Origin of the sequence: Streptomyces sp. NPDC001678 (assembly GCF_042892945.1) — a bacterium.
Lineage (GTDB): Bacteria > Actinomycetota > Actinomycetes > Streptomycetales > Streptomycetaceae > Streptomyces.
The window spans coordinates 210,738-230,364 of record NZ_JBIAUP010000003.1 but is presented as its reverse complement, the minus strand read 5'-3'; the positions used below and the strand labels follow the sequence as shown (position 1 = coordinate 230,364).

General features: G+C 71.7%; 19 protein-coding genes. 8 read left to right on the top strand and 11 right to left on the bottom strand.

The features are described from left to right. Nucleotides 1-13: 13 nt before the first annotated feature. Nucleotides 14-634: a hypothetical protein gene (locus tag ACFYZR_RS07810; RefSeq protein WP_391906584.1), complete on the top strand. Its 621-nt coding sequence runs from the start codon at nt 14-16 to the stop codon at nt 632-634. Here ACFYZR_RS07810 and ACFYZR_RS07805 read toward each other — a convergent pair. Next, nucleotides 545-1,171 (bottom strand): PadR family transcriptional regulator, encoded by a 627-nt coding sequence (locus ACFYZR_RS07805; RefSeq protein WP_391906581.1) that lies wholly within the window; start codon nt 1,169-1,171, stop codon nt 545-547. The two genes, ACFYZR_RS07810 and ACFYZR_RS07805, sit on opposite strands and share 90 nt — an antisense overlap. Nucleotides 1,172-1,313: 142 nt before the next feature. Here ACFYZR_RS07805 and ACFYZR_RS07800 point away from each other — a divergent pair, with 142 nt between their 5' ends. Then, complete coding sequence (locus ACFYZR_RS07800; RefSeq protein ID WP_391906579.1) at nt 1,314-1,874, top strand: hypothetical protein; 561 nt, start codon at nt 1,314-1,316, stop codon at nt 1,872-1,874. 129 nt (nt 1,875-2,003) lie between these two features. Then, a complete protein-coding gene (locus tag ACFYZR_RS07795; RefSeq protein ID WP_391906577.1) occupies nt 2,004-3,353 on the top strand; it encodes a carotenoid oxygenase family protein in 1,350 nt (449 codons plus the stop codon). Between the two features lie 58 nt (nt 3,354-3,411). Here ACFYZR_RS07795 and ACFYZR_RS07790 read toward each other — a convergent pair whose 3' ends face one another. From ACFYZR_RS07790 to ACFYZR_RS07775, 4 genes are all read right to left on the bottom strand, one after another. Next, nucleotides 3,412-4,398 (bottom strand): MerR family transcriptional regulator, encoded by a 987-nt coding sequence (locus tag ACFYZR_RS07790; RefSeq protein WP_391906574.1) that lies wholly within the window; start codon nt 4,396-4,398, stop codon nt 3,412-3,414. Nucleotides 4,399-4,437: 39 nt separating this feature from the next. Beyond that, nucleotides 4,438-5,340: a metal-dependent hydrolase gene (locus ACFYZR_RS07785; RefSeq protein WP_391906571.1), complete on the bottom strand. Its 903-nt coding sequence runs from the start codon at nt 5,338-5,340 to the stop codon at nt 4,438-4,440. A gap of 85 nt (nt 5,341-5,425) precedes the next feature. Continuing rightward, entirely contained in the window at nt 5,426-7,213 is a 1,788-nt protein-coding gene (locus ACFYZR_RS07780; RefSeq protein ID WP_391906569.1) for an SDR family oxidoreductase, read from the bottom strand. Next, nucleotides 7,210-8,052 carry a M24 family metallopeptidase gene (locus tag ACFYZR_RS07775; RefSeq protein WP_391906566.1) on the bottom strand — a complete coding sequence of 281 codons (843 nt, stop codon included), beginning with the start codon at nt 8,050-8,052 and terminating at the stop codon, nt 7,210-7,212. The genes ACFYZR_RS07780 and ACFYZR_RS07775 overlap by 4 nt, the downstream gene beginning before the upstream one ends. A gap of 237 nt (nt 8,053-8,289) precedes the next feature. Here ACFYZR_RS07775 and ACFYZR_RS07770 point away from each other — a divergent pair, with 237 nt between their 5' ends. From ACFYZR_RS07770 to ACFYZR_RS07755, 4 genes are read left to right on the top strand one after another with little or no spacing between them, the layout of a single operon-like run. After that, on the top strand, nt 8,290-9,378 hold the full coding sequence (locus ACFYZR_RS07770; protein ID WP_391907306.1) for an ABC transporter ATP-binding protein: 1,089 nt from the start codon (nt 8,290-8,292) through the stop codon (nt 9,376-9,378). Continuing rightward, nucleotides 9,368-10,282 carry an ABC transporter permease gene (locus ACFYZR_RS07765; RefSeq protein WP_391906563.1) on the top strand — a complete coding sequence of 305 codons (915 nt, stop codon included), beginning with the start codon at nt 9,368-9,370 and terminating at the stop codon, nt 10,280-10,282. Before ACFYZR_RS07770 ends, ACFYZR_RS07765 begins: the two co-directional genes overlap by 11 nt. Further along, the gene (locus ACFYZR_RS07760; protein WP_391906560.1) at nt 10,279-11,190 is read left to right on the top strand and encodes an ABC transporter ATP-binding protein; all 912 of its coding nucleotides are present in this window, start codon (nt 10,279-10,281) and stop codon (nt 11,188-11,190) included. Before ACFYZR_RS07765 ends, ACFYZR_RS07760 begins: the two co-directional genes overlap by 4 nt. 13 nt (nt 11,191-11,203) lie before the next feature. Continuing rightward, nucleotides 11,204-11,938 carry an ABC transporter permease subunit gene (locus ACFYZR_RS07755; protein ID WP_391906557.1) on the top strand — a complete coding sequence of 245 codons (735 nt, stop codon included), beginning with the start codon at nt 11,204-11,206 and terminating at the stop codon, nt 11,936-11,938. A gap of 54 nt (nt 11,939-11,992) precedes the next feature. On the opposite strand, the gene ACFYZR_RS07750 is transcribed toward ACFYZR_RS07755, so the two are convergent. From ACFYZR_RS07750 to ACFYZR_RS07740, 3 genes are all read right to left on the bottom strand, one after another. Beyond that, complete coding sequence (locus ACFYZR_RS07750) at nt 11,993-12,928, bottom strand: aminoglycoside phosphotransferase family protein (RefSeq protein WP_391906554.1); 936 nt, start codon at nt 12,926-12,928, stop codon at nt 11,993-11,995. A 108-nt stretch (nt 12,929-13,036) separates the two neighbouring features. After that, on the bottom strand, nt 13,037-14,311 hold the full coding sequence (locus tag ACFYZR_RS07745; protein ID WP_391906552.1) for a CynX/NimT family MFS transporter: 1,275 nt from the start codon (nt 14,309-14,311) through the stop codon (nt 13,037-13,039). Between the two features lie 87 nt (nt 14,312-14,398). Beyond that, on the bottom strand, nt 14,399-15,109 hold the full coding sequence (locus ACFYZR_RS07740) for a FadR/GntR family transcriptional regulator (RefSeq protein WP_391906550.1): 711 nt from the start codon (nt 15,107-15,109) through the stop codon (nt 14,399-14,401). A gap of 96 nt (nt 15,110-15,205) precedes the next feature. Here ACFYZR_RS07740 and ACFYZR_RS07735 point away from each other — a divergent pair, with 96 nt between their 5' ends. Next, nucleotides 15,206-15,895, top strand: coding sequence for a rhomboid-like protein (locus ACFYZR_RS07735; RefSeq protein ID WP_391906548.1), 690 nt, complete (start codon nt 15,206-15,208; stop codon nt 15,893-15,895). A gap of 91 nt (nt 15,896-15,986) precedes the next feature. Here ACFYZR_RS07735 and ACFYZR_RS07730 read toward each other — a convergent pair whose 3' ends face one another. The 3 genes from ACFYZR_RS07730 to pheA all read right to left on the bottom strand — a co-directional run bounded on the left by ACFYZR_RS07730 (nt 15,987) and on the right by pheA (nt 19,555). After that, nucleotides 15,987-16,799, bottom strand: a complete 813-nt coding sequence (locus ACFYZR_RS07730) for an HAD family hydrolase (RefSeq protein ID WP_391906544.1) — start codon at nt 16,797-16,799, stop codon at nt 15,987-15,989. Next, nucleotides 16,796-18,073 carry a serine--tRNA ligase gene (serS, locus tag ACFYZR_RS07725; protein ID WP_391906542.1) on the bottom strand — a complete coding sequence of 426 codons (1,278 nt, stop codon included), beginning with the start codon at nt 18,071-18,073 and terminating at the stop codon, nt 16,796-16,798. Before serS ends, ACFYZR_RS07730 begins: the two co-directional genes overlap by 4 nt. A 543-nt stretch (nt 18,074-18,616) precedes the next feature. After that, nucleotides 18,617-19,555: a prephenate dehydratase gene (gene pheA, locus ACFYZR_RS07720; RefSeq protein WP_391906539.1), complete on the bottom strand. Its 939-nt coding sequence runs from the start codon at nt 19,553-19,555 to the stop codon at nt 18,617-18,619. Nucleotides 19,556-19,627 lie beyond the last annotated feature (72 nt).

Genomic DNA, 19,627 nt, shown 5'->3' with positions numbered 1-19,627 from the left:
GGAGACGTGGCCCGTGGGCTTCCTGGATGTGATTCTCGGCCGCAGCAAGCCGGTCCGCCCCGATCTCGACCAGTTGTTCGCCCTGCCCTCCGCCGCCGTGACGTTGCGGGCCGGTGCCGGGTTCGCCCCGACCGGGCTGGGCTCGGTGTGCTTCGCGAGTGTGGAGGGAGGGGCGTTCGAGCGGATCCGGCGGGACGTCGGGGAATTGCTGGACGCCGACGCCGAACGGGACGGCGAGCCCGTGGAGTTCAGCCGGGACTCCTACGGGTACAGCTGGCTGCTGGCGCGACGGCCCGCGGACGACACGGCCGCCCTGGTCAACGACCTGCACGCGGTGAACACCCTGCTCCAGGAAGGCGGGTTCGGCCCCCAGCTGCTCTGCTCGCTGATGGGCTTCCGCGATGAGGGACGGCGCCCGCTCGCCCTCGTCTACCTCTACAAGCGAGGCACCTTCTACCCCTTCGCGCCGGTGGCCGGCGGGGACGGGGCCGTCGTCGCGGACAAGCGGGCCGCCGTGGCGGACAAGCGGGACAACGAGCTGGAACTACAGGTCAGGGCTCTGCTCGCCGACGATCTGCGGATCGAGGAGGACCTGGGCCGCTGGTTCCCGGTCTGGGGCGCCCCCGGGCTCTGAGGGCGTCAGGCGCCGGCCGGAGCGGGCCTCGACCTGCGCCGCCGCCCAGCGGGCCCACTCCTCGTACATGGCGGTGAAGCGCAGGCCGTACTCCAGGGCGAGGCGGCCGTTCACCGACAGCGGGCCGTCGTCCCACTCGACGGACTTCTCCAGCCCTTCCAGTGCCTCGTGCTGCCCCGCGGCCCGCTCGGCCTCGGTGGAGAGGTAGGTGAATGCTTCCAGCGGGGTGAGCTGGTCGAGGAAGAAGACCCGCAGCATCGCCTCGCTGCGGCGCATCCGCTCCGGCTGGGTCTCGGTGAGCCAGCGGTGCAGCTCGGCGAGGCCCTCCTCGGTGATGGCGTACTCCTTGCGCCCACGCGGGCCCTCCGCCGCCACTTCGAGCAGCCCGCTCTTCGCGAGCTTGCCCAGCTCGCCGTAGACCTGGCTCTGGGTGGCAGGCCACACGTTGGAGAGCGAGGTCTCGAAGCGCCTCATCAGGTCGTATCCGCTGGCGGGGCGGTCGGACAGCAGACCCAGCAGCGCGTGTCTCAGGCTCATGGGCCCACCCTACATTCCACTCTTGACACGTCAAGGCAGGACCTTCTAGCTTTGACATGTCGAAGTTGGAAGGTCGGTCGACGGGGCCGGCGCACGGGTGGGCCGGCCAAGGGCCTGGCCGGATCGTCTGAGGGAGATCTCCATGAACTATCTGCGCGGCTTCACCCCCTGGATCGCCTTCGCGGCCGTCTCCCCCCTCGGCTGGCAATGGGGGGCGGCCACCGCTCTGGCGGTGGCCGTGGCGCTGCTGGTGACAGCGCGCCGGGCAGGCGACACCGCCGACTCGCTGATCCTCGAGATCAGCACAGCCGTCTACTTCGTCGCCCTCACCGCCGTGGCCTTCGCCCTCCCGCACAGTGAGCTGCGGCATTACGGCGGTGCCCTCTCGCTGGGCTGGCTCGCCGTGACCGCGTGGGCGACCCTGGCCGTCCGCCGTCCCTTCACCACGGGCATCGCCAAGCGCCAGACCCCGCCCGAGGTGTGGCGCACCGCGATCTTCCGCCGGATCAATGTGGTGATCACTGCCGTCTGGGCGGTGGCGTTCACGCTGACCGCCGCCGCGCTGACCGCCGTCTACGCCGAGGGCCTCGGCGCCGGGGTGTCCATCCCGCTCCAGGTCGCCGGGTTCGCGCTGCCCGCTGTGTTCACCGCCGGCTACCCCGAGCGGGTCCGGACCCGGATGGCCCCGCGCGGCGCGGCCTGACGCGCAAAGGGCCCGGACACGCCCTGTGAGCGGGTCCGGGCCGCCGATAGCAACCCGGCGGGAACCCCCGATGAGACGACGGGAACCCCGATGAGAACCCCTCGACGAGAGCCTCAAGGAGGCCGCACGATGACGACCGCACCCGCTCATCTCGCCGGCAACTTCGCGCCGGTGACCGAGGAACTCACCGCCCACGACCTTCCGGTCACCGGGACGATCCCGCCCGAGCTCAGCGGCTGGTACCTGCGCAACGGCCCCAATCCCCACGACGCCGCTTCCGGCCACTGGTTCCTCGGCGACGGCATGATCCACGGGGTGCGGCTGGAAGGTGGCAGGGCCACCTCCTACCGCAACCGCTGGGTCCGCACCTCGGCCTTCACACACGGCGCCCCTTTCCGGGACGCGGAGGGCCACGTCGATCTCACCGCCGGACGGGCCAACACCCATGTGGTGCGCCACGCGGGCCGTACCCTCGCCCTGATCGAGTCGTCCTTCCCGTACGAGCTGGACCTGCGGAAGGACCGTGAGCTGGAGACGGTCGGGCCGTATGACTTCGGCGGCCGGCTGACCACACCGATGACCGCGCACCCCAAGACCTGCCCCGACACCGGTGAGCTGCACTTCTTTGGCTACGGCGGTCGCGAGGCGCCCTATCTGACCTATCACCGTGCCGACGCCGACGGTGAGTTGACGCTCAGCAGAGCCATAGACGTGCCGGTGCACACGATGACGCACGACTTCCATCTCACCGCCGCCCACGTCGTCTTCATGGATCTGCCGGTGGTGTTCGACGAGGAGCGGGCGAGAACGCGCCAGGGCATGCCCTACACATGGCGGCCGGACCACGGCGCCCGGCTGGGTGTGCTCCGCCGGGACGATCCGTACGGCGCGGTCCGCTGGCTTCCGATCGAACCCTGCTACGTCTTCCACGCCCTCAACGCGTACGACGAGAGCGCCGCCGACGGCGAGCGGATCGTGCTCCATGTCATCCGGTACCCGCGTCTCTTCGCCGACGAGAACGGTGGCCCGGCGGCCCGGCCCGCGCTATGGCGATGGACCGTCGATCTGACCCGGGGAACGGTGAGCGAGGAGCAACTCGACGACCAGCCCTGCGAGTTCCCCAGGATCGACGACCGTCTGACCGGACGCTTCGCCCGGTACGGGCATGTGACCGTCGGCGAGAGCCCGGGGGCGGGCCGGGCCGCCGGTGAGCTGCTCCGCTACGACCTGCGCACCGGATCCGTCGCCCGGCACACCTTCGGGCCGGGGCGCGTCCCGGCCGAGGCGGCTTTCGCGCCGGCGGACGAATGCCCGGGCGGGCCGGGCTGGCTGCTCACCTATGTGTACGACGTCGCCACCGACCGGAGCGACCTGGTCGTGCTCGACGCCGACGATCTCGCCGCGCCGCCCGTCGCCGCGATACATCTGCCCGGGCGAGTGCCCTACGGCTTCCACGGCAACTGGCTCGCCGACCACTGAGGGGACGAGCTCCGGGCGGGCCTCTCCTTGGGTCTCTGTTCGGGTCTCTGGCCGGGCCTCAGGGGTGAGGGAGGAGCCCGTCCATGACGCGGGCCTGTACCTCCCGTTCGGCGGCGGCGGTGATGAAGGCCGCGACGTTCCCGGTCCCGACGAGTGCCCGGACGGCCCGGACGGTCGCGGCGGGCAAGACCACCTGCTCCACGGCGGGCGGTTGCTCCGTGACGGGCCGCTGCTTCTCGGTGGGCGGTGCTGTCCGCTCCGGTGCGGGCTCGCGGCCGGCTTCGGTGGAGTCGCTCGGGGCGGCGTCCGGTGCCCATGCGTCCAGGTGCTGGTGAAGGTGGCGGGTGGCCAAGGTGCGCATCGCGCGGGCGAGTTCGGCGTCGACTGTCTGCTGGGCCAGGGGGCGCAGACGGCGGACCAGGGAGGCGGCCTCGGTGGCCTCCTCGTCGGTGGGGGGATGGCCGAGGAACTGCTGGAAGACGTGTTCGGTGGTGAAGTCGAGGAAACGGGAGGCGATGTGTTCGACCTGGGTACGCAGTTCACGCAGATGCCCGGAGATGGCGTGCAGGGGGACGCCGGCCGCGTGGAGCTCGGCGGCGACGGCCAGCTCCCGGGGGCTGGGCACCAGGAACTCCCCGGGCGAGGAGGGCAGCGGGAGCAGGACGCCGAGGCCGACGGCGTCCGTGACGGCCTCGTCGTCCTGGGTCCCGCCGAATCGCTCGTCCAGCTCGGCCCGGGTGATCCGGCCGGGTTCCTCGTCGGACCACGGGCCGTCGATCTCGGCGACCAGCCCGAGCACCCCGCCCAGGCCGCGGCCGGTGGCCCAGGCGTCCAGCAGCTCCTTGATGCTGGCGAGGGTGTAGCCGCGGTCGAGGAGTCCGCCGATCTGGCGGAGCCGGGCCAGGTGGGTGTCCCGGTAGACGTTGGCCCGGCCGCGCCGCTCCGGCTTGGGCAGCAGTCCGCGGTCCTGGTAGGCGCGGATGGTGCGGACGGTCGTGCCGCTGTGGTGGGCCAGGTCCTCGATCCGGTACTCCGCTTCCGGCACAGGGGTGCTCCTTACAGAAGGCCGCCGTCGGGGGGCGGCTTACGAGAGGGCCGCCCGGCCCACCGCGCCCGCCGCGGCGCGGGCCGCGGGCGAGGTCGCCAGGTAGTCGAGGGCCTTGCGCAGCGACCCCTCCTGGGAGGGGTGGTACGAGCGCCGCGCGTAGCGGGGGACGGCCGAGCCCAGCTCCCGCCAGGAGGGCAACAGGCCCTTGGCGACGGCCCGGTTGTGCTCGCGCAGCGAGTAGCGCAGCCGGCCCGCCAGCCAGGGGTCGTGGCGGATCAGATAGCCCGAGCCCCAGCCCCAGAGGTAGAAGAGCACCGGCGCTGTGATCGCCATGCCGAGCAGCCGGCGCGCGTAGCGCGCGGGGTCCGGGCCGCCGCAGTGCTGGTACATGTCGAAGGCCACGGACCGGTGTTCGACCTCTTCGGCGCCGTGCCAGCGCAGCAGGTCCAGCATCACGGGGTCCGGTTCGGCCTCGTCGAGGGAGTCGGCCCGGAGGACCCAGTCGCCGAGCACCGCGGTGAACTGCTCGGTGGCGGCGATCACGGAGAGCCGGAAGCGCAGCCACTCGCGTTCGGAGATCCGCAGGCCGAACGGGGGACGGTCGCCGAGCAGGACGTCGAACAGGAAGTCGACGTGCTTTGTGTACCGGGCGGTGTCCAGCCCCTGTTCGGCGAGGTGCCGCAGCACATAGGAGTGCTGGACGCTGTGGGTGGATTCCTGCCCCATGAAGCCCTTCACGTCCTTGAGTAGCGCCTCGTCGCTCACCAGGGGGAAGGCTTCCTTGAAGACCTTGACGAACCACCGCTCACCGGCGGGCAGCAGGAGGTGGAGGACGTTGATGACATGGGTGGCCGTGGGCTCGTCCGGGATCCAGTGCAGGGGCGTGTCCTGCCAGTCGAACGACACGCGTCGAGGGGCTATTCGGTATCGGTCTCTCATGAAGGCGCTCCTCCGGAAAGGGAGATCACTTTCGGTGGGGGCGGGGACCGCACGCTACGGGGATCCGCCCGGAGCGGGGGATCGCTCACAGGGGCGGGTCGATGCGGGCGATGCGACGGCCCAGCCGTGGTGCGAAGCGGGAGATCAGGCGCATGCCGTGTGCCTCGGGGGCCACGGGCACCACGGCCCGGTCCTCGGCCACGGCCCGGAGGATCGCCTCGGCGACCTTCTCCGGCGGGTAGTTGCGCTTGCCGTAGAGGCGGGCGGTCTTCTCCTGGAGGCGTTGCTGTTCCTCTTCCGGGACGCCCGCGAAGCCCGCGCTCGTCGTTATGGCGGTGTTGACGATGCCGGGGCAGATCGCGCTGACCCCGATGCCCTGTCCGGCCAGCTCGGCCCGCAGGCACTCGCTGAGCATCAGCACGCCCGCCTTGGACGTGGCGTACGCGGCGAGGGCCTTGGTCGGCTGGAAGGCGGCGGCCGAGGCGGTGTTGACGATGTGGCCGCCCTGTCCGCGCTCGGCCATCTGCCTGCCGAAGGTCCGGCAGCCGTGGATGACGCCCCACAGATTGACGTCGAGGACCTTGCGCCAGTCGTCGGTGGTGGTGTCCATGAAGGAGCCGGAGAAGCCGATGCCGGCATTGTTGACCAGCACGTCCACCACGCCGTACTCGGCGGCGACCTTGGCGGCCAGCTTCTCCATGGCATGCTCGTCGGAGACGTCGCAGCACTCGGCCCACGCGTCCCGGGCCCCGGTCAGCCGGGCCAGCTCGGCGGTGCGGACCGCGCCCTCCGCGTCCCGGTCGACCGCGACGACGCGCGCCCCGGCCTCGGCGAAGGCGAAGGCGGTGGCCCGCCCGATGCCGCTCGCCGCCCCCGTGATCAGCACCAGCCGCCCGCCGAACCGGTCGGCGTACGGGCCCTTGCCCACGGGCACCCGGGCGGGCAGGCCCTCGTGGCGAGCGGCCTCCTGGGCGGTGACGAACTCGCCGATCCAGGTGGCGAGTTGGTCCGGCCGGGTGCGGGGCACCCAGTGCCCGGCGGTCAGGGTGCGCCGCACCAACCGGGGGGCCCAGCGCTCCAGGTCGTCGTAGAGGCGTTGGGAGAGATAGGGGTCGCCGGTCGGGGTGATCAGCTGGACGGGCACATGGGCGTGGGCGTCCGGGCGGGGGCGGCGCAGCCGGGCCCGGACGTTGTCGCGGTAGAGCCAGGCGCCATGGGCGGCGTCGTCCGGGAGAGAGGCCGTCGGGTAGCCGGCCGGGGCCTGCGGTGGCAGGGTCTCCAGCCGCTCCAGCATCTTGGGCCAGCGCTTGCCGAGGGGGCCGCGCCAGGCCGCTTCCGGCAGGACGGGGGTGTGGAGGGCGTAGACGTACCAGGAGCGGGCCCCCTGGCCGAGGAGCTGGAGGGTACGGCGCGGGGTGGGCCGTGCGGCCCGTTCCTTGAGCCAGTGCCCGAAGTGGTCCAGGGACGGTCCCGAGACGGAGGTGAAGGAGGCGATGCGGCCTTCGGTACGTTCGACGGTGACGAATTCCCAGCCCTGCACCGATCCCCAGTCGTGCCCGACCAGGTGCACGGGCGCGTCGGGGCTCACGGCGTCCACGACGGCCAGGAAGTCGTCGGTGAGCTTCTCCAGGGTGAAGCCGCCGCGCAGCGGTCTCGGCGCGGTGGAGCGGCCGTGGCCCCGCACGTCGTAGAGCACCACGTGGAAGCGGTCCCGCAGCCGCCGGGCGACCTCGGACCAGACCTCCTTGCTGTCGGGGTAGCCGTGCAGCAGCACCACCGTGGGGTCGGCGGGGTCGCCCAGTTCCAGGACGCACAGCTCGATCCCGCCCGTGGTGACCCGGCGCTCGCGGGCGCCCTCGCTCTCCAGGCTCATACGGCCGTCCTCTCCTCCTGCCGGCGCCGCACATGCGGCAGATCGTCGTCCAGCCAGAACGCGCTCTCCTCGGGATCCCGTGAGTCGGTGACCACCAGGAGTTCCTCGAACTTCACACCTGTGCCCCGGAAGCCCAGGTGGGGCTCGACCGCCCACAGTCCGGGGCGTGGCGGGTGGTCGGAGCGGCGGTGGGGGCTCCACAGCGGCGACCAGCCCTCCCGGTGTCCGCGCAGGGCGTCGGAGGCGAGGCCCTTGAGCGCCTGGGTGCCGAAGCCGAACAGCCGCGGTGACCAGCGGCGCTCCCGCAGCCGGTCCACCTTGTGCGCGATCACTCCGAAGGGATAGGCGCGATGGCGGTTGACGTAGCCCTGGCGCGCCATGAGGCGCTCCACGTCCTCGTATATCTCCCGCAGCGGGCGGCGCTCGCGCACCTCGCGGAGGATCAGCCCGCGATGGGCGGCCAGATCGGTGAGCAGCCGGTCGTGCAGCGGGTTCGCGCCCAGGCAGCCGGCGTAGCCGACGTCCGCCGTGAAGCCGCCGTGCACCGGCGCCAGGTCGAGGATGAACGGCATCCCCGGCTCCAGCCGCCGCCCGGTGGGAAAGAACTCCAGCGGCACCCGGAAGCCCGTGAAGGCCGTCCGGTCGCCGAACCAGGCGAAGGGCAGGTGGAACCAGTCGCGGACACCGCGCTCGCGCAGCCACTCCCGCTGCATCCGGGCCGCCTCGCGCTCGGTCACCCCCGGCACGAGCCGTGCGGCGACCGCCTCCGCGCAGTCGTACGCGAGCCGCTGGGTCTCCCGGAATCCGCGCAGCTCCGCGGTGCTCACCGAACTCGTCATACCGACCGCCACCCTCCGACCAGTTCCGTTTCCGGTATCCGAAGTGCGAAGCCACATACGAAAGTTGCCAGTGATGAATGTGACAATGACTGGCGGCTGCGTCAAGGGATCCGGCCGATCCCGGCGGCCCGGTGCCCCCTCCGCCCGAACGGTCACGTCAGACCCGAGGACTACGGACAACCAGCCGTCTGGTCTGACGACTGCCGCGATTTCCGCTACTACGGTCGAAGAGTGACTGTGATCGCTACCGAAAGCCTCAGCAAGCGGTACCCCCGGGTGACCGCTCTGGACCGGCTCACCGTCGACATCAATCCGGGAGTCACCGGTCTGGTGGGTGCCAACGGGGCCGGCAAGTCCACGCTGATCAAAATTTTGCTGGGTCTCTCGCCCGCCACCGAGGGCAACGCCCGCGTGCTCGGCCTGGACGTGGCCACCCAGGGTGCCCGGATCCGTGAGCGGGTCGGCTATATGCCCGAGCACGACTGCCTGCCGCCCGATGTGTCGGCCACCGAGTTCGTCGTCCACATGGCGCGGATGTCGGGCCTGCCGCCCACCGCCGCCCGTGAGCGGACCGCGGACACCCTGCGCCACGTCGGGCTCTACGAGGAGCGGTACCGCCCCATGGGCGGTTACTCCACCGGCATGAAGCAGCGGGTCAAGCTCGCCCAGGCGTTGGTCCACGACCCCCAGCTGGTGCTGCTGGACGAGCCGACCAACGGTCTCGACCCGGTCGGCCGGGACGAGATGCTGGGCCTGATCCGCCGCATCCACACCGACTTCGGCATCTCGGTCCTGGTCACCTCACATCTGCTCGGCGAACTGGAGCGCACCTGCGACCACGTCGTCGTCATCGACGGCGGCGCACTGCTGCGCTCCTCGTCCACGGACGAATTCACCCAGGCCACGGGCTCCCTCGCGGTGGAGGTCACCGACACCGACGCCTGCCCCGACGGCACCGGCGCGCTGCTGGCGGCCCTCGACGGGGCGGGCCTGACGACCCGGCCCGCGGGCCGGGCGGCCGACGGCTCGCCCATGTCCGGCCGGGTGCTGCTCGTCGACGTCGTCGACGAGGGGACGTACGACATCGTCCGGGACGCCGTCGCCGGGCTCGGTATCGGCCTGGTCCGCATGGAGCAGCGCCGCCACCGCATCGCGGAGCTCTTCCGCGACGACGAGTCCGCCGCTCCGCACCCCGCCGCCCCCGGAACCCCGGGCGCTCCCGGCGCGCCGGACCGGGCGCCCGTGTGGGGCGCCGGCTGGCAGCAGAAGCAGAAGAAGAGCGACAAGCGCGCGCAGCAGAACGGAGGCAGCGTCGATGCCGCCTGAGACCACGACGGCACCGGGGCGCGGCCACCGCTCCCAGGACGTCATCCACAACATCGGCTACCGCGACTACAGCGGCCCCCGCCTCGGCCGTGCCTACGCCCGTCGCTCGCTGTTCTCCCAGAGCCTGCGCGGCGCCTACGGCCTCGGCCGGTCGGCGAAGTCCAAGGTGCTGCCGATGATCCTCTTCGGCGTGATGTGCCTCCCGGCCGCGATCGTGGTCGCCGTCGCCGTCACGACGAAGATGAACCGGCTGCCCATGGAGTACACGCGCTACGCGATCTACCTCCAGGCGGTCATCGGCCTCTACCTGGCCGCGCAGGCCCCCCAGTCGGTCTCACGGGACCTTCGGTTCAAGACCGTGCCGCTGTACTTCTCCCGCCCGATCGAGCGCGTCGACTACGTCGTCGCCAAGTTCGCGGCGATGGCCTCGGCCCTGTTCGCCCTGACGGCCACCCCGCTGCTGATCCTCTACGCGGGCGCCCTGCTCGCCAAGCTGGACTTCGTCGAACAGACGAAGGGCTTCGCCCAGGGAATGGTCTCCGTGACCCTGCTCTCGCTCCTCTTCGCCGGCATCGGCCTGGTCGTCGCGGCGCTCACCCCGCGCCGGGGCTTCGGCGTCGCGGGCGTCATCGCCGTACTGACGATCCCCTACGGCGCGGTCACCACCGTCCAGGGAATCGCCCTGGCCAGCGACAACCCCTCGCTCGTCGGCTGGCTCGGCCTCTTCTCCCCGATCACCCTCATCGACGGTGTCCAGACGGCGTTCCTCGGCGCCACCAGCGCCTTCCCCGAAACCCATGGCCCCGGCACGGGCGCGGGCGTCGTCTACCTCGCCGTGCTCCTCGGCGTGATCGCCGGCTGCTACGGCCTCCTGATGAGCCGCTACCGAAAGGCCGGGCTGTGACGACCATCCACATCGACAACGTCTCCCGCTGGTTCGGGAACGTCGTCGCCGTCAACGACGTGTCCATGTCCGTCGCCCCCGGCGTCACCGGGCTCCTCGGCCCCAACGGAGCGGGCAAGTCCACTCTCATCAACATGATGGGTGGTTTCCTCGCGCCCTCGACCGGAACGGTCACGCTCGACGGCGAGCCGATCTGGCGCAATGAGCGGATCTACCGCCACATCGGCGTCGTCCCCGAGCGCGAGGCGATGTACGACTTCCTGACCGGCAGGGAGTTCGTCCTGGCCAACGCCGAGCTCCACGGGCTGGGGGCGAAGGAGGCCCAGCGCGCCCTCGCCACCGTCGAGATGGAGTACGCGCAGGACCGCAAGATCGCCACCTACAGCAAGGGCATGCGGCAGCGCGTGAAGATGGCCTCCGCGCTCGTCCACGAGCCCTCCGTGCTCCTCCTCGACGAGCCCTTCAACGGCATGGACCCGCGCCAGCGGATGCAGCTGATGGACCTGCTGCGGTCCATGGGCGACGAGGGCCGGACCGTGCTGTTCTCCTCCCACATCCTGGAGGAGGTCGAGCAGCTCGCCGCCCATATCGAGGTCGTGGTCGCCGGCCGGCACGCCGCGTCGGGCGACTTCCGCAAGATCCGCCGGCTGATGACGGACCGCCCGCACCGCTACCTCGTACGGTCCGGCGACGACCGCGCCCTGGCCGCCGCGCTCATCGCCGACCCGTCGACCGCGGGCATCGAGGTGGACGTCCAGGAGGGCGCCCTGCGCGTCCAGGCCGTCGACTTCACCCGTTTCACCGAACTCCTGCCGCGCGTGGCCCACGCGCACGGCATCCGGCTCCTGACGGTCTCGCCCTCCGACGAGTCCCTGGAATCGGTCTTCTCCTACCTCGTCACGGCCTGAAAGGAGGCTCACGATGTCGCTCCACCAGCTCTACCACCCGACCGTCGCCCGGCTGACATACCGGGGCCTCCTCGGCCGCCGCCGCGCCGCCGTCCTCTTCGCCCTGCCCGCCCTGCTGCTGGCCATCTCGATCGCCATCCGGGCGCTGAGCGGCGCGGACGACCAGACCGCCGCCAACGTCCTGGGCGGCTTCGCGGTGGCCACGATGGTGCCGCTGATCGGTGTGATCGCCGGTACGGGCGCGATCGGCCCGGAGATCGACGACGGGTCCGTCGTCTACCTCCTGGCCAAACCCGTCAAGCGGCACGTCATCGTCATCACCAAGCTGATCGTCGCCATCGGCGTCGCCGTGGCCTTCTCGGCGATCCCCACGCTCATCGCCGGTTTCGTGCTCAACGGCAACAGCCAGCAGATCGCCGTGGCCTACGCCGTCGCCGCCGCGGTCGCCTCCGTGGCCTACAGCGCGATCTTCCTCTTCCTGGGGACGGTCACCCGGCACGCGGTGATCGCCGGTCTCGTCTACGCCCTCGTCTGGGAGTCGCTGTTCGGCAGCCTCATCCCGGGGGCGCGGACGCTCAGCGTGCAGCAGTGGGCGCTGGCCCTGGGCCAGCGGATCGCCGCGGACGGTGCGATCAACGCCCAGGTGTCGCTGCCCCTGGGGCTGACCCTGCTGGTCGTCGCGACCGTCGCCGGTACGTATTTCGCCGCGCGGAAGCTGCGGGCGCTGACGCTGGCCGGGGAGGAGTAGGAGCGGGGGAGCAGGGGCGGAGGGGCGGCCGTGCGGCCCCTCCGGCAGCGGGCCTCACACCCGCAGGGCCCTCGCGATGGCGATCTGCTCCGGCTGGAGGCGGGTCTCGCCGTCCTCGACGTCCCACAGGGAGTTCTGGAGGGCCCGGGCGAGCGTCCAGCGCGCCGCCCGTTCGCGGTCCAGGCCCAGCAGGTCCGTCATGAGGTCGAAGCGCCGGCGCACCGCCCGGGTCACGTCGCCGGTGGCGACGACGTCCTCCCAGCGGTTGTCCAGGGCCGGCATCAGGTCGAAGCCCGGGTCGCCCACCAGCGGCTTGGGGTCGATCGCCAGCCACGCGCCCCTGTCCGTACCGGGCAGGGGCGCGAGCACGTTCTCGTAGTGGAGGTCCCAGTGGAGCAGCCGGTCGCCCGGCTCGCCGGCGACCTCCCGGAGGGCGGCCGCGCAGTCCAGCAGCAGGGCGCGTTCGGCAGCGTCGGACAGGGCGGGCAGCGCTGTCGGCACGTCCGCCAGCATGGCCTCCGCCACCCCGCCCAGCGTCCGCAGCCCGGCCGGTACGGGCGCCTCCAGCAGCCGCCCCAGCAACCCGGTCAGCGACAGCAGCGCCGCCTCCGCGTCGGGAACGTCCTGGAGCGAGCGGCCGGCGTCCAGCCGCTCCAGCAGCATGGTGCCGGACTCCGCGTCGTGGTCGAGGAGTTCCACCGCTCCCGCGCCGGCCCAGGCCCGCAGCGCCGGTGCCTCACCGGCGCTCTCCTCGGTGACCGGCTGGAGCTTCAGCGCGGCGGGGGAGCCGTCCGCACGCCGTACGGGCAGGACGAGCGCCACCATGCCGTGTGCCGCCGGGCCGTCGACGCGCAGCCGCCAGCGGTCGAGGAAGTCCGCCGCCAGATCCGGCAGCGCGGCGATCCACTCGGGGCCGCCCTCGCCCTCGGACGCGTCCTCGTGGTACTCGACGAGGCGGGCCGGGACGGTGATCCGGGGTGCTGTGCGCATGACGGCGGATTCCTCCTGCGGACTTTGCAAACGGGACAGCGCGCGAACGGGAGAGCGAACGGGGGAGTGGAGGGGCGGCGCAGGCCGTCCCTCCACTCCCCCAACGCCTCAGATCTTCCGATCGCGCCCGGCGCCCAGTCCGAGGAAGAGCAGCGCCGCGCAGGCGACGAGCAGCAGCGAGACCGGCAGCGTCCAGCTGTCCGTCACCCCGTACACCCAGCCGATCGCGAACGGGCCGACGGAGGCGAGCAGATAGCCCCACGTCTGGGCCATGCCCGACAGCCGGGAGGCCGTGTGCGCGTCGCGGGTGCGCAGCACCATGAACGTCAGGGCCAGGCCCAGCAGACCGCCCTGGGCCACGCCCATGAGCGTCGCCCACACCCACGCGCCCGCCGCGGGGGCGATCAGCAGGCCGGTGACGCCCGCCGTCATCAGGGCCACCACGGCGACCACCGGTACGCGCTGGTCGCGCATCCGGCCCGCGATCAGCGGCACGACGAACGAACCGGCCATCTGCACCAGCGTGTAGAACGCGTAGACCAGACCGGCCTCGCCCTTGCTCATCCCGTGATCGGTGAAGATCGTCGGCATCCAGGCGATGCACACATAGGCGATCAGCGACTGGGTGCCCATCATCAGCGTGACCTGCCAGGCCAGGGGCGACCGGGTGAGCCGGGGGCCGTCGTCCGGCGTGGCCGAGGCGGACCCGGTGGTGGGGGCGTCCGTCCGGGCGGCGTTGTGCCGGGTCCGGGTGAGGACCGCCTGCGGCAGCCAGACGAGGGCCGCCACGGCGGCGAGCAGCGCCCAGGAGGCGAGCGAGCCCCGCCAGCCGCCCAGGGCGTTCTCCAGCGGCACGGACAGCGCGGCCGAGCCCGTGGCGCCGAGGATCAGCGTGGTGGAGTAGAGCGCGGTCATGCTCGCGGCGCGGTCCGGGAAGTCCCGCTTGACCAGGCCCGGCATCAGCACGTTGAGCAGGGCGATCGCGGTGCCGACGAGCGCGCAGCCCACGAACAGCGCCACCACGGGCGGCGCGACGCGCAGCAGGATGCCCCCGCACAGCAGCACGAGCGCCCCGCACAGCACGGCCTCCGTGCCGAAGCGCCGGGCGAGCCGGGGCGCGACGATCGAGCCGAGCCCCATGAAGACCAGCGGGATCGTGGTCACCAGGCTGCTCATGGCCGCCGAGAGATGGAAGTGGCCGCCTATCTCGCTCATGAGCGGCGAGACCCCGGCGAGTGCCGCCCGCATGTTCAGCGAGGCGAGCACGATGCCGAGCATCGCGAAAGCGGGGTGGGTGAGGACGCCCCGCCTGGCGGGTACGGCGGCCAGTGCTGTATCGCGGACCGGCGCTATGTCGGGGGTGTCGGACCTCGTTTCGGACAAGGGGGTGCCTCCAGGGTCGGTGCGGGGAATGGCCGGGGCGGTCGGCTCCCGGTGGGGGTCGGCTCGGCGAGCGGTCGGCTCGCGCGGTCAGCCGTTGCCGAGCAGGGACTCGACGGCCTGTTTGGGCCGCTCGAGCAGCGCCCGGGCGGCGCTGGCGGCCGTGTCCGGGTCGCCGGAGGCGATGGCGTCCATGAGGGCGTGGTGGTCGCCGTGGACGATGCGCGGCATGTCGCGGTCGCTGAGCCCGGCGACCAGCGCCTCGCGCACCGAGCTGCTGAACCAGGTGTACGTCGCCGTCAGCGCGCTGTTGTGCGCGGCCTCCACGACGGCTCGGTGGAACTCCACGTCGTGGTCCGCGTAGAGATCCAGGCTGCCGGAGTCGGGCTGGCCGTCGGGGTCCTCGAAGGCCGTCTGGGCGTCGAGCGCGGCCCGCATCCGCTCCAGGTCGGCGGGCTCGTGCCGGAGCGCCGCGAGCCGGGCGGCCTCGACCTCCAGGGCGATGCGCAGCTCCAGCACGTCACGCACTCCCGCGCGCCGCAGTCCGCGCATGACCTCGGCGGGGTCGGCCGTGGACACCACGAAGGTGCCCTCGCCCTGCCGGGAGCGCAGCATCCCGGCGTGCACGAGGACGCGGACGGCCTCGCGGACCGTGTTGCGGCCGACCTTCAGCTGCTCGGCGAGGGCGTGCTCGGTGGGGATGCGCTCCCCGACCCGCCACTCGCCGGCGGCCACCTGGGCGCGCAGCTGTTCCACGACGGTGTCCACGAGGGACTGGCGTCCCGCCGCTCGCAGTGCCATCTGTCCTCCGGACGGGCTTTCGGATGTTCCTGATTCAACCGGTTGCCCAGTCATCCTACAACTGCGCTTCCCGGTCCGCCGGGCTACCGTCTAAGGGTGGTAGTCGACGGGATTCGCTCCTGGGTCCGTTCCTCGCCCGGTACCCACATCTGGCTGCTGATCATCGGCATCACCAGCCTCGTCATCGCCTCGGCGAGCGAGGGCCTGGAGGCCTTCCTCCTCCACCGCAACAGCAGCAACATCCACGAGCTCAACAAGCATCCGCTGGAGTCCCTGCTGATCAGCGGCTTCTGGATCGAGACCCCGTCGTCGTTCGCCCTCTACGCGGTGCTCTTCGAGCTCTTCCACGCCAACGTCGAGCGCTGGCTCGGCACCCTGCGCTGGCTGTGCGTGGTGGCGGTCGCCCATGTCGCGGCGACGCTGATCAGCCAGGAGATCCTGCTGCACGCGATCGAGAGCCACTCGGCGCCGCGCTCGATGAAGCACGTCGTCGACATAGGCGTCTCCTACGGGCTCGCCGGTGCCGTCGGCGTCCTCACCTATCGCGTTCCGAGGCCGTGGCGCTGGCTCTACCTCGCGGGAGCGGTGGCCTTCTTCGCCCTGCCGCTGCTGACCGGCGGCACGTTCACCGACATCGGCCACGCGATCGCCCTGGGGCTGGGCCTGGCCTGCTGGTGGCTGACCCGGGACCGGCCGCCCTGGCGGTGGGACGCGGGCCGGGTGCGCCGGGCCGCGCTGGAAGCGGCCGGAGCGGCCCGACAGGCGGCCGGAAGAACGGTGAGGTAAGCGGCCGGAACGGTCGGACGGGGATTCGGAACGGTCGGACAGAGGCCCGGAACGGTCGGACAGGGGCCCGGAGCGGCCGAGGACGCGGCGCTCAGCCGAAGAGACGCTCCAGGACGACCGCGATCCCGTCCTCCTCGTTCGAAGCGGTGACCTCGTCCGCCACGGCCTTGAGCTCCTCGTGGGCGTTGGCCATGGCGACGCCGTGGGCGGCCCAGCCGAACATCGGGACGTCATTGGGCATGTCGCCGAACGCGATCGTATCGGCGGCCTTGACGCCCAGCCGGCGCGCGGCGAGCGACAGGCCCGTGGCCTTGCTCAGCCCCAGCGGCAGCAGCTCGACTATCCCCGAGCCGGCCATCGTCACCCCGACGAACCCGCCCGCGACCGACCGGGCGACCTCCGCCAGGGCGTCGTCGTCGAGCGTGGGGTGCTGGAGGTAGACCTTGTTGAGCGGGGCGGCCCACAGCTCGCTCACCTCGTTGATCGGAACGACCGGGAGCGGTCCCTCCTGGAGGCGGTAGCCGGGGCCGACCAGGACGTCGCCGTCCATGCCGTCACGGCTGGCGGCCAGCCGCAGCGGACCGACCTCGGCCTCGATCTTGGCGAGCGCCAGCGCGGCGAGCCGCCGGTCGAGCGTCACGGACGTCAGCAGTCTGTGCTCGCCCGCGTGATAAACCTGCGCGCCCTGACCGCAGACCGCGAGGCCCCGGTAGTCCAGCGCGTCCAGGATGTGCTTGGTCCAGGCGACGGTGCGCCCGGTGACGACGATGTGCGCGGCGCCCGCCGCCGTGGCCGAAGCGAGGGCGGCGCGGGTGCGCTCCGAGACGGTGTCGTCGGAGCGCAGCAGCGTGCCGTCGAGGTCGGTCGCGATCAGACGGAACGGCGGCGGGACCGGGGGCGTCACTTGGCGGTGGGCTCCAGGACCTCACGGCCGCCCAGGTACGGGCGGAGGACCTCGGGCACGCGCACCGAGCCGTCGGCCTGCTGGTGGTTCTCCAGCAGCGCCACGATCGTGCGCGGCACGGCGCACAGGGTGCCGTTGAGCGTCGCCAGCGGGCGGACGTTCTTGCCCTCGCGCATCCGGACGGACAGGCGGCGGGCCTGGAACTCGTCGCAGTTGGACGTGGACGTCAGCTCGCGGTACTTGCCCTGGGTCGGGATCCAGGCCTCGCAGTCGAACTTGCGGGAGGCCGAGGAGCCGAGGTCACCGGTGGCCGTGTCGATCACCTGGAAGGGCAGTTCGAGGCTGGTCAGCCACTGCTTCTCCCACTCCAGCAGGCGCGCGTGCTCGGCCTCCGCCTCCTCCGGCGCGATGTACGAGAACATCTCGACCTTGTCGAACTGGTGGACGCGGAAGATGCCCCGGGTGTCCTTGCCGTACGTACCGGCCTCGCGGCGGAAGCACGGGGAGAAGCCCGCGTAGCGAAGCGGCAGCTGGTCCGCGTCGATGATCTCGTCCATGTGGTACGCGGCGAGCGGCACCTCGGAGGTGCCCACCAGGTAGAAGTCGTCCTTCTCCAGGTGGTAGACGTCCTGCGCGGCCTGACCGAGGAAGCCGGTGCCCTCCATGGCGCGCGGCTTGACCAGCGCGGGAGTGAGCATCGGCGTGAAGCCGGCGGCGGTGGCCTGGGCGATGGCGGCGTTGACGAGGGCGAGCTCCAGCAGCGCGCCGACACCCGTCAGGTAGTAGAAGCGGGAGCCGGACACCTTGGCGCCGCGCTCGACGTCGATGGCGCCCAGCGTCTGGCCGAGCTCCAGGTGGTCCTTGGGCTCGAAGCCCTCCGCCGCGAAGTCGCGGGGGGTGCCGACGGTCTCCAGGACGACGAAGTCGTCCTCGCCGCCGCGCGGGATGTCGGGGTGGACGATGTTGCCGATCCGGAGCAGCAGGCGCTGCGCCTCGGCGGCGGCCTCGTCCTGCTCGGCGTCGGCGGCCTTGACGGCGGCGGAGAGCTCGCCGGCCTTCTTCAGCAGCTCGGCCTTCTCGTCGCCGGTGGCCTTGGGGATGAGCTTGCCGAGCGACTTCTGCTCGGAGCGGAGCTCGTCGAAGCGGACGCTGGACGACCTGCGCCGCTCGTCGGCGGAGAGCAGCGCGTCGACGATGTCGACGTCCTCTCCACGGGCGCGCTGGGACGCGCGCACACGGTCGGGGTCCTCACGGAGCAGGCGAAGGTCAATCACCCCTCCAGGCTACCGTTGTGCGCTGCGGTTGCTCGACGCGATATTCCCTTTGGTTGTGATTTGTCCAACTCTGGGAATTTCGGAAAGCGGGGTGGCGGGCCACCGCCGGCCCGTGCCGCCTTGTGGAAGACGGCAGTTGAGGATGGCGGTGAGAGGCTCCGTTGTCCACAGGAGTGAATGGTTCCGCTTCTTTGTCCACAGGGTGTGCGGGAAATCTGTGGATGTCGGAATCAGAGATTCCGTTTGATCCGTCATTCGTCAGAGTTTCATGAGGCAAACCTCTTACGGCCACTCTTTGGGGTGGCGCGCAGTCCCCCTAAAGGGTTGTTCGAGGCATTTCGACTGACGGGCGGGTGGCGGTCACGGGAATCGGTGGCTGTGGACGGCCACGCCGGGTCGGCGGAGAGATATGTCGACCATTGCCCGTTTCATACGGATTCTCGGAGTCTCGCTCTGTCGACTTATCCCCAGGTCGAGAACGGCCTGTGGATAAGTCTGTGGGTAACCCTGTGGGAAACCCGGGCCCGGCCTGGGGGCAGCCGCTCAGGCCCGCCCGTCCTGGCAGCGTGCCAGCCAGTCCGCCGCCGCCACGAAGTCGCCGTCCGTCGTCCCCGGACGCTCGTCCGACCGTTCACCCGGGGCGACACCCGCACGCGGGTACGAACCCAGGAACCGTACCTCGGCGCACGTCCGCTTCAGCCCCATCAGGGCCTCGGCCACCCGGCGGTCCGTGATGTGCCCCTCGCAGTCGACGGAGAAGCAGTAGCGCCCCATGCCCTCGCCGGTCGGCCGCGACTCGATCCGCATGAGGTTCACGCCCCGCACCGCGAACTCCTGGAGGTACTCCAGCAGCGCGCCCGGGTGGTCGTCCCGCTGCCACATCACCAGCGACGTCCGGTCCGCCCCCGTCCGCGCCGCCGGCCGCGCCGGGCGGCCGACCAGGACGAAGCGGGTCTGGGCGTTCTCCGCGTCGTGGATGCCGGTGACCAGCGGCTCCAGCTCGTACGTCGCCGCCGCGAACTCCCCGGCGAACGCCGCGTCGTAGCGGCCCTCGCGGACCAGCCGCGCGCCGTCCGCGTTGGACGCGGACGACTCCCACACCGCGTCCGGCAGGTTCGCCGCCAGCCACTTGCGCACCTGCGGCTGCGCGACCGGGTGGCCGGTCACCGTCTTGATGTCCGCCATCCGGGTGCCCGGACGGACGAGGAGCGCGAAGGCGATCTCCAGCAGCACCTCGCGGTAGATCATCAGAGGTTCGCCGGTGGCGAGTTCGTCGAGGGTCGCGGTGACGCCGCCCTCGACCGAGTTCTCGATCGGCACGAGCGCCGCCGCGGCCTCGCCGCAGCGCACGGCGTCGAGGGCGGCGGGCACCGAGACCATGGGCACCAGCTCGCGGGTGGCCGCCTCGGGAAGGGTGCGCAGGGCGGCCTCGGTGAACGTGCCCTCGGGCCCGAGGTAGGTGTAGCGGGTGGCCGACCTCATGTTTTCCTCCGGAAAGGGGCACGGAACGCTCGGCCGTCCACCCTACCGATCCCGGCAGGCCCCTACCGATCC

Excerpts from the sequence above, each read along its gene's own strand:
- ACFYZR_RS07740 (WP_391906550.1), bottom strand. The coding sequence starts at position 15,109 with ATGGCACTGCGAGCGGCGGGACGCCAGTCCCTCGTGGACACCGTCGTG.
- ACFYZR_RS07775 (WP_391906566.1), bottom strand. The coding sequence starts at position 8,052 with ATGACGAGTTCGGTGAGCACCGCGGAGCTGCGCGGATTCCGGGAGACC.
- ACFYZR_RS07800 (WP_391906579.1), top strand. The coding sequence starts at position 1,314 with ATGAACTATCTGCGCGGCTTCACCCCCTGGATCGCCTTCGCGGCCGTC.
- ACFYZR_RS07785 (WP_391906571.1), bottom strand. The coding sequence starts at position 5,340 with ATGAGAGACCGATACCGAATAGCCCCTCGACGCGTGTCGTTCGACTGG.
- ACFYZR_RS07750 (WP_391906554.1), bottom strand. The coding sequence starts at position 12,928 with ATGCGCACAGCACCCCGGATCACCGTCCCGGCCCGCCTCGTCGAGTAC.
- ACFYZR_RS07755 (WP_391906557.1), top strand. The coding sequence starts at position 11,204 with ATGTCGCTCCACCAGCTCTACCACCCGACCGTCGCCCGGCTGACATAC.
- ACFYZR_RS07780 (WP_391906569.1), bottom strand. The coding sequence starts at position 7,213 with ATGAGCCTGGAGAGCGAGGGCGCCCGCGAGCGCCGGGTCACCACGGGC.
- pheA (WP_391906539.1), bottom strand. The coding sequence starts at position 19,555 with ATGAGGTCGGCCACCCGCTACACCTACCTCGGGCCCGAGGGCACGTTC.
- ACFYZR_RS07805 (WP_391906581.1), bottom strand. The coding sequence starts at position 1,171 with ATGAGCCTGAGACACGCGCTGCTGGGTCTGCTGTCCGACCGCCCCGCC.
- ACFYZR_RS07795 (WP_391906577.1), top strand. The coding sequence starts at position 2,004 with ATGACGACCGCACCCGCTCATCTCGCCGGCAACTTCGCGCCGGTGACC.
- ACFYZR_RS07765 (WP_391906563.1), top strand. The coding sequence starts at position 9,368 with ATGCCGCCTGAGACCACGACGGCACCGGGGCGCGGCCACCGCTCCCAG.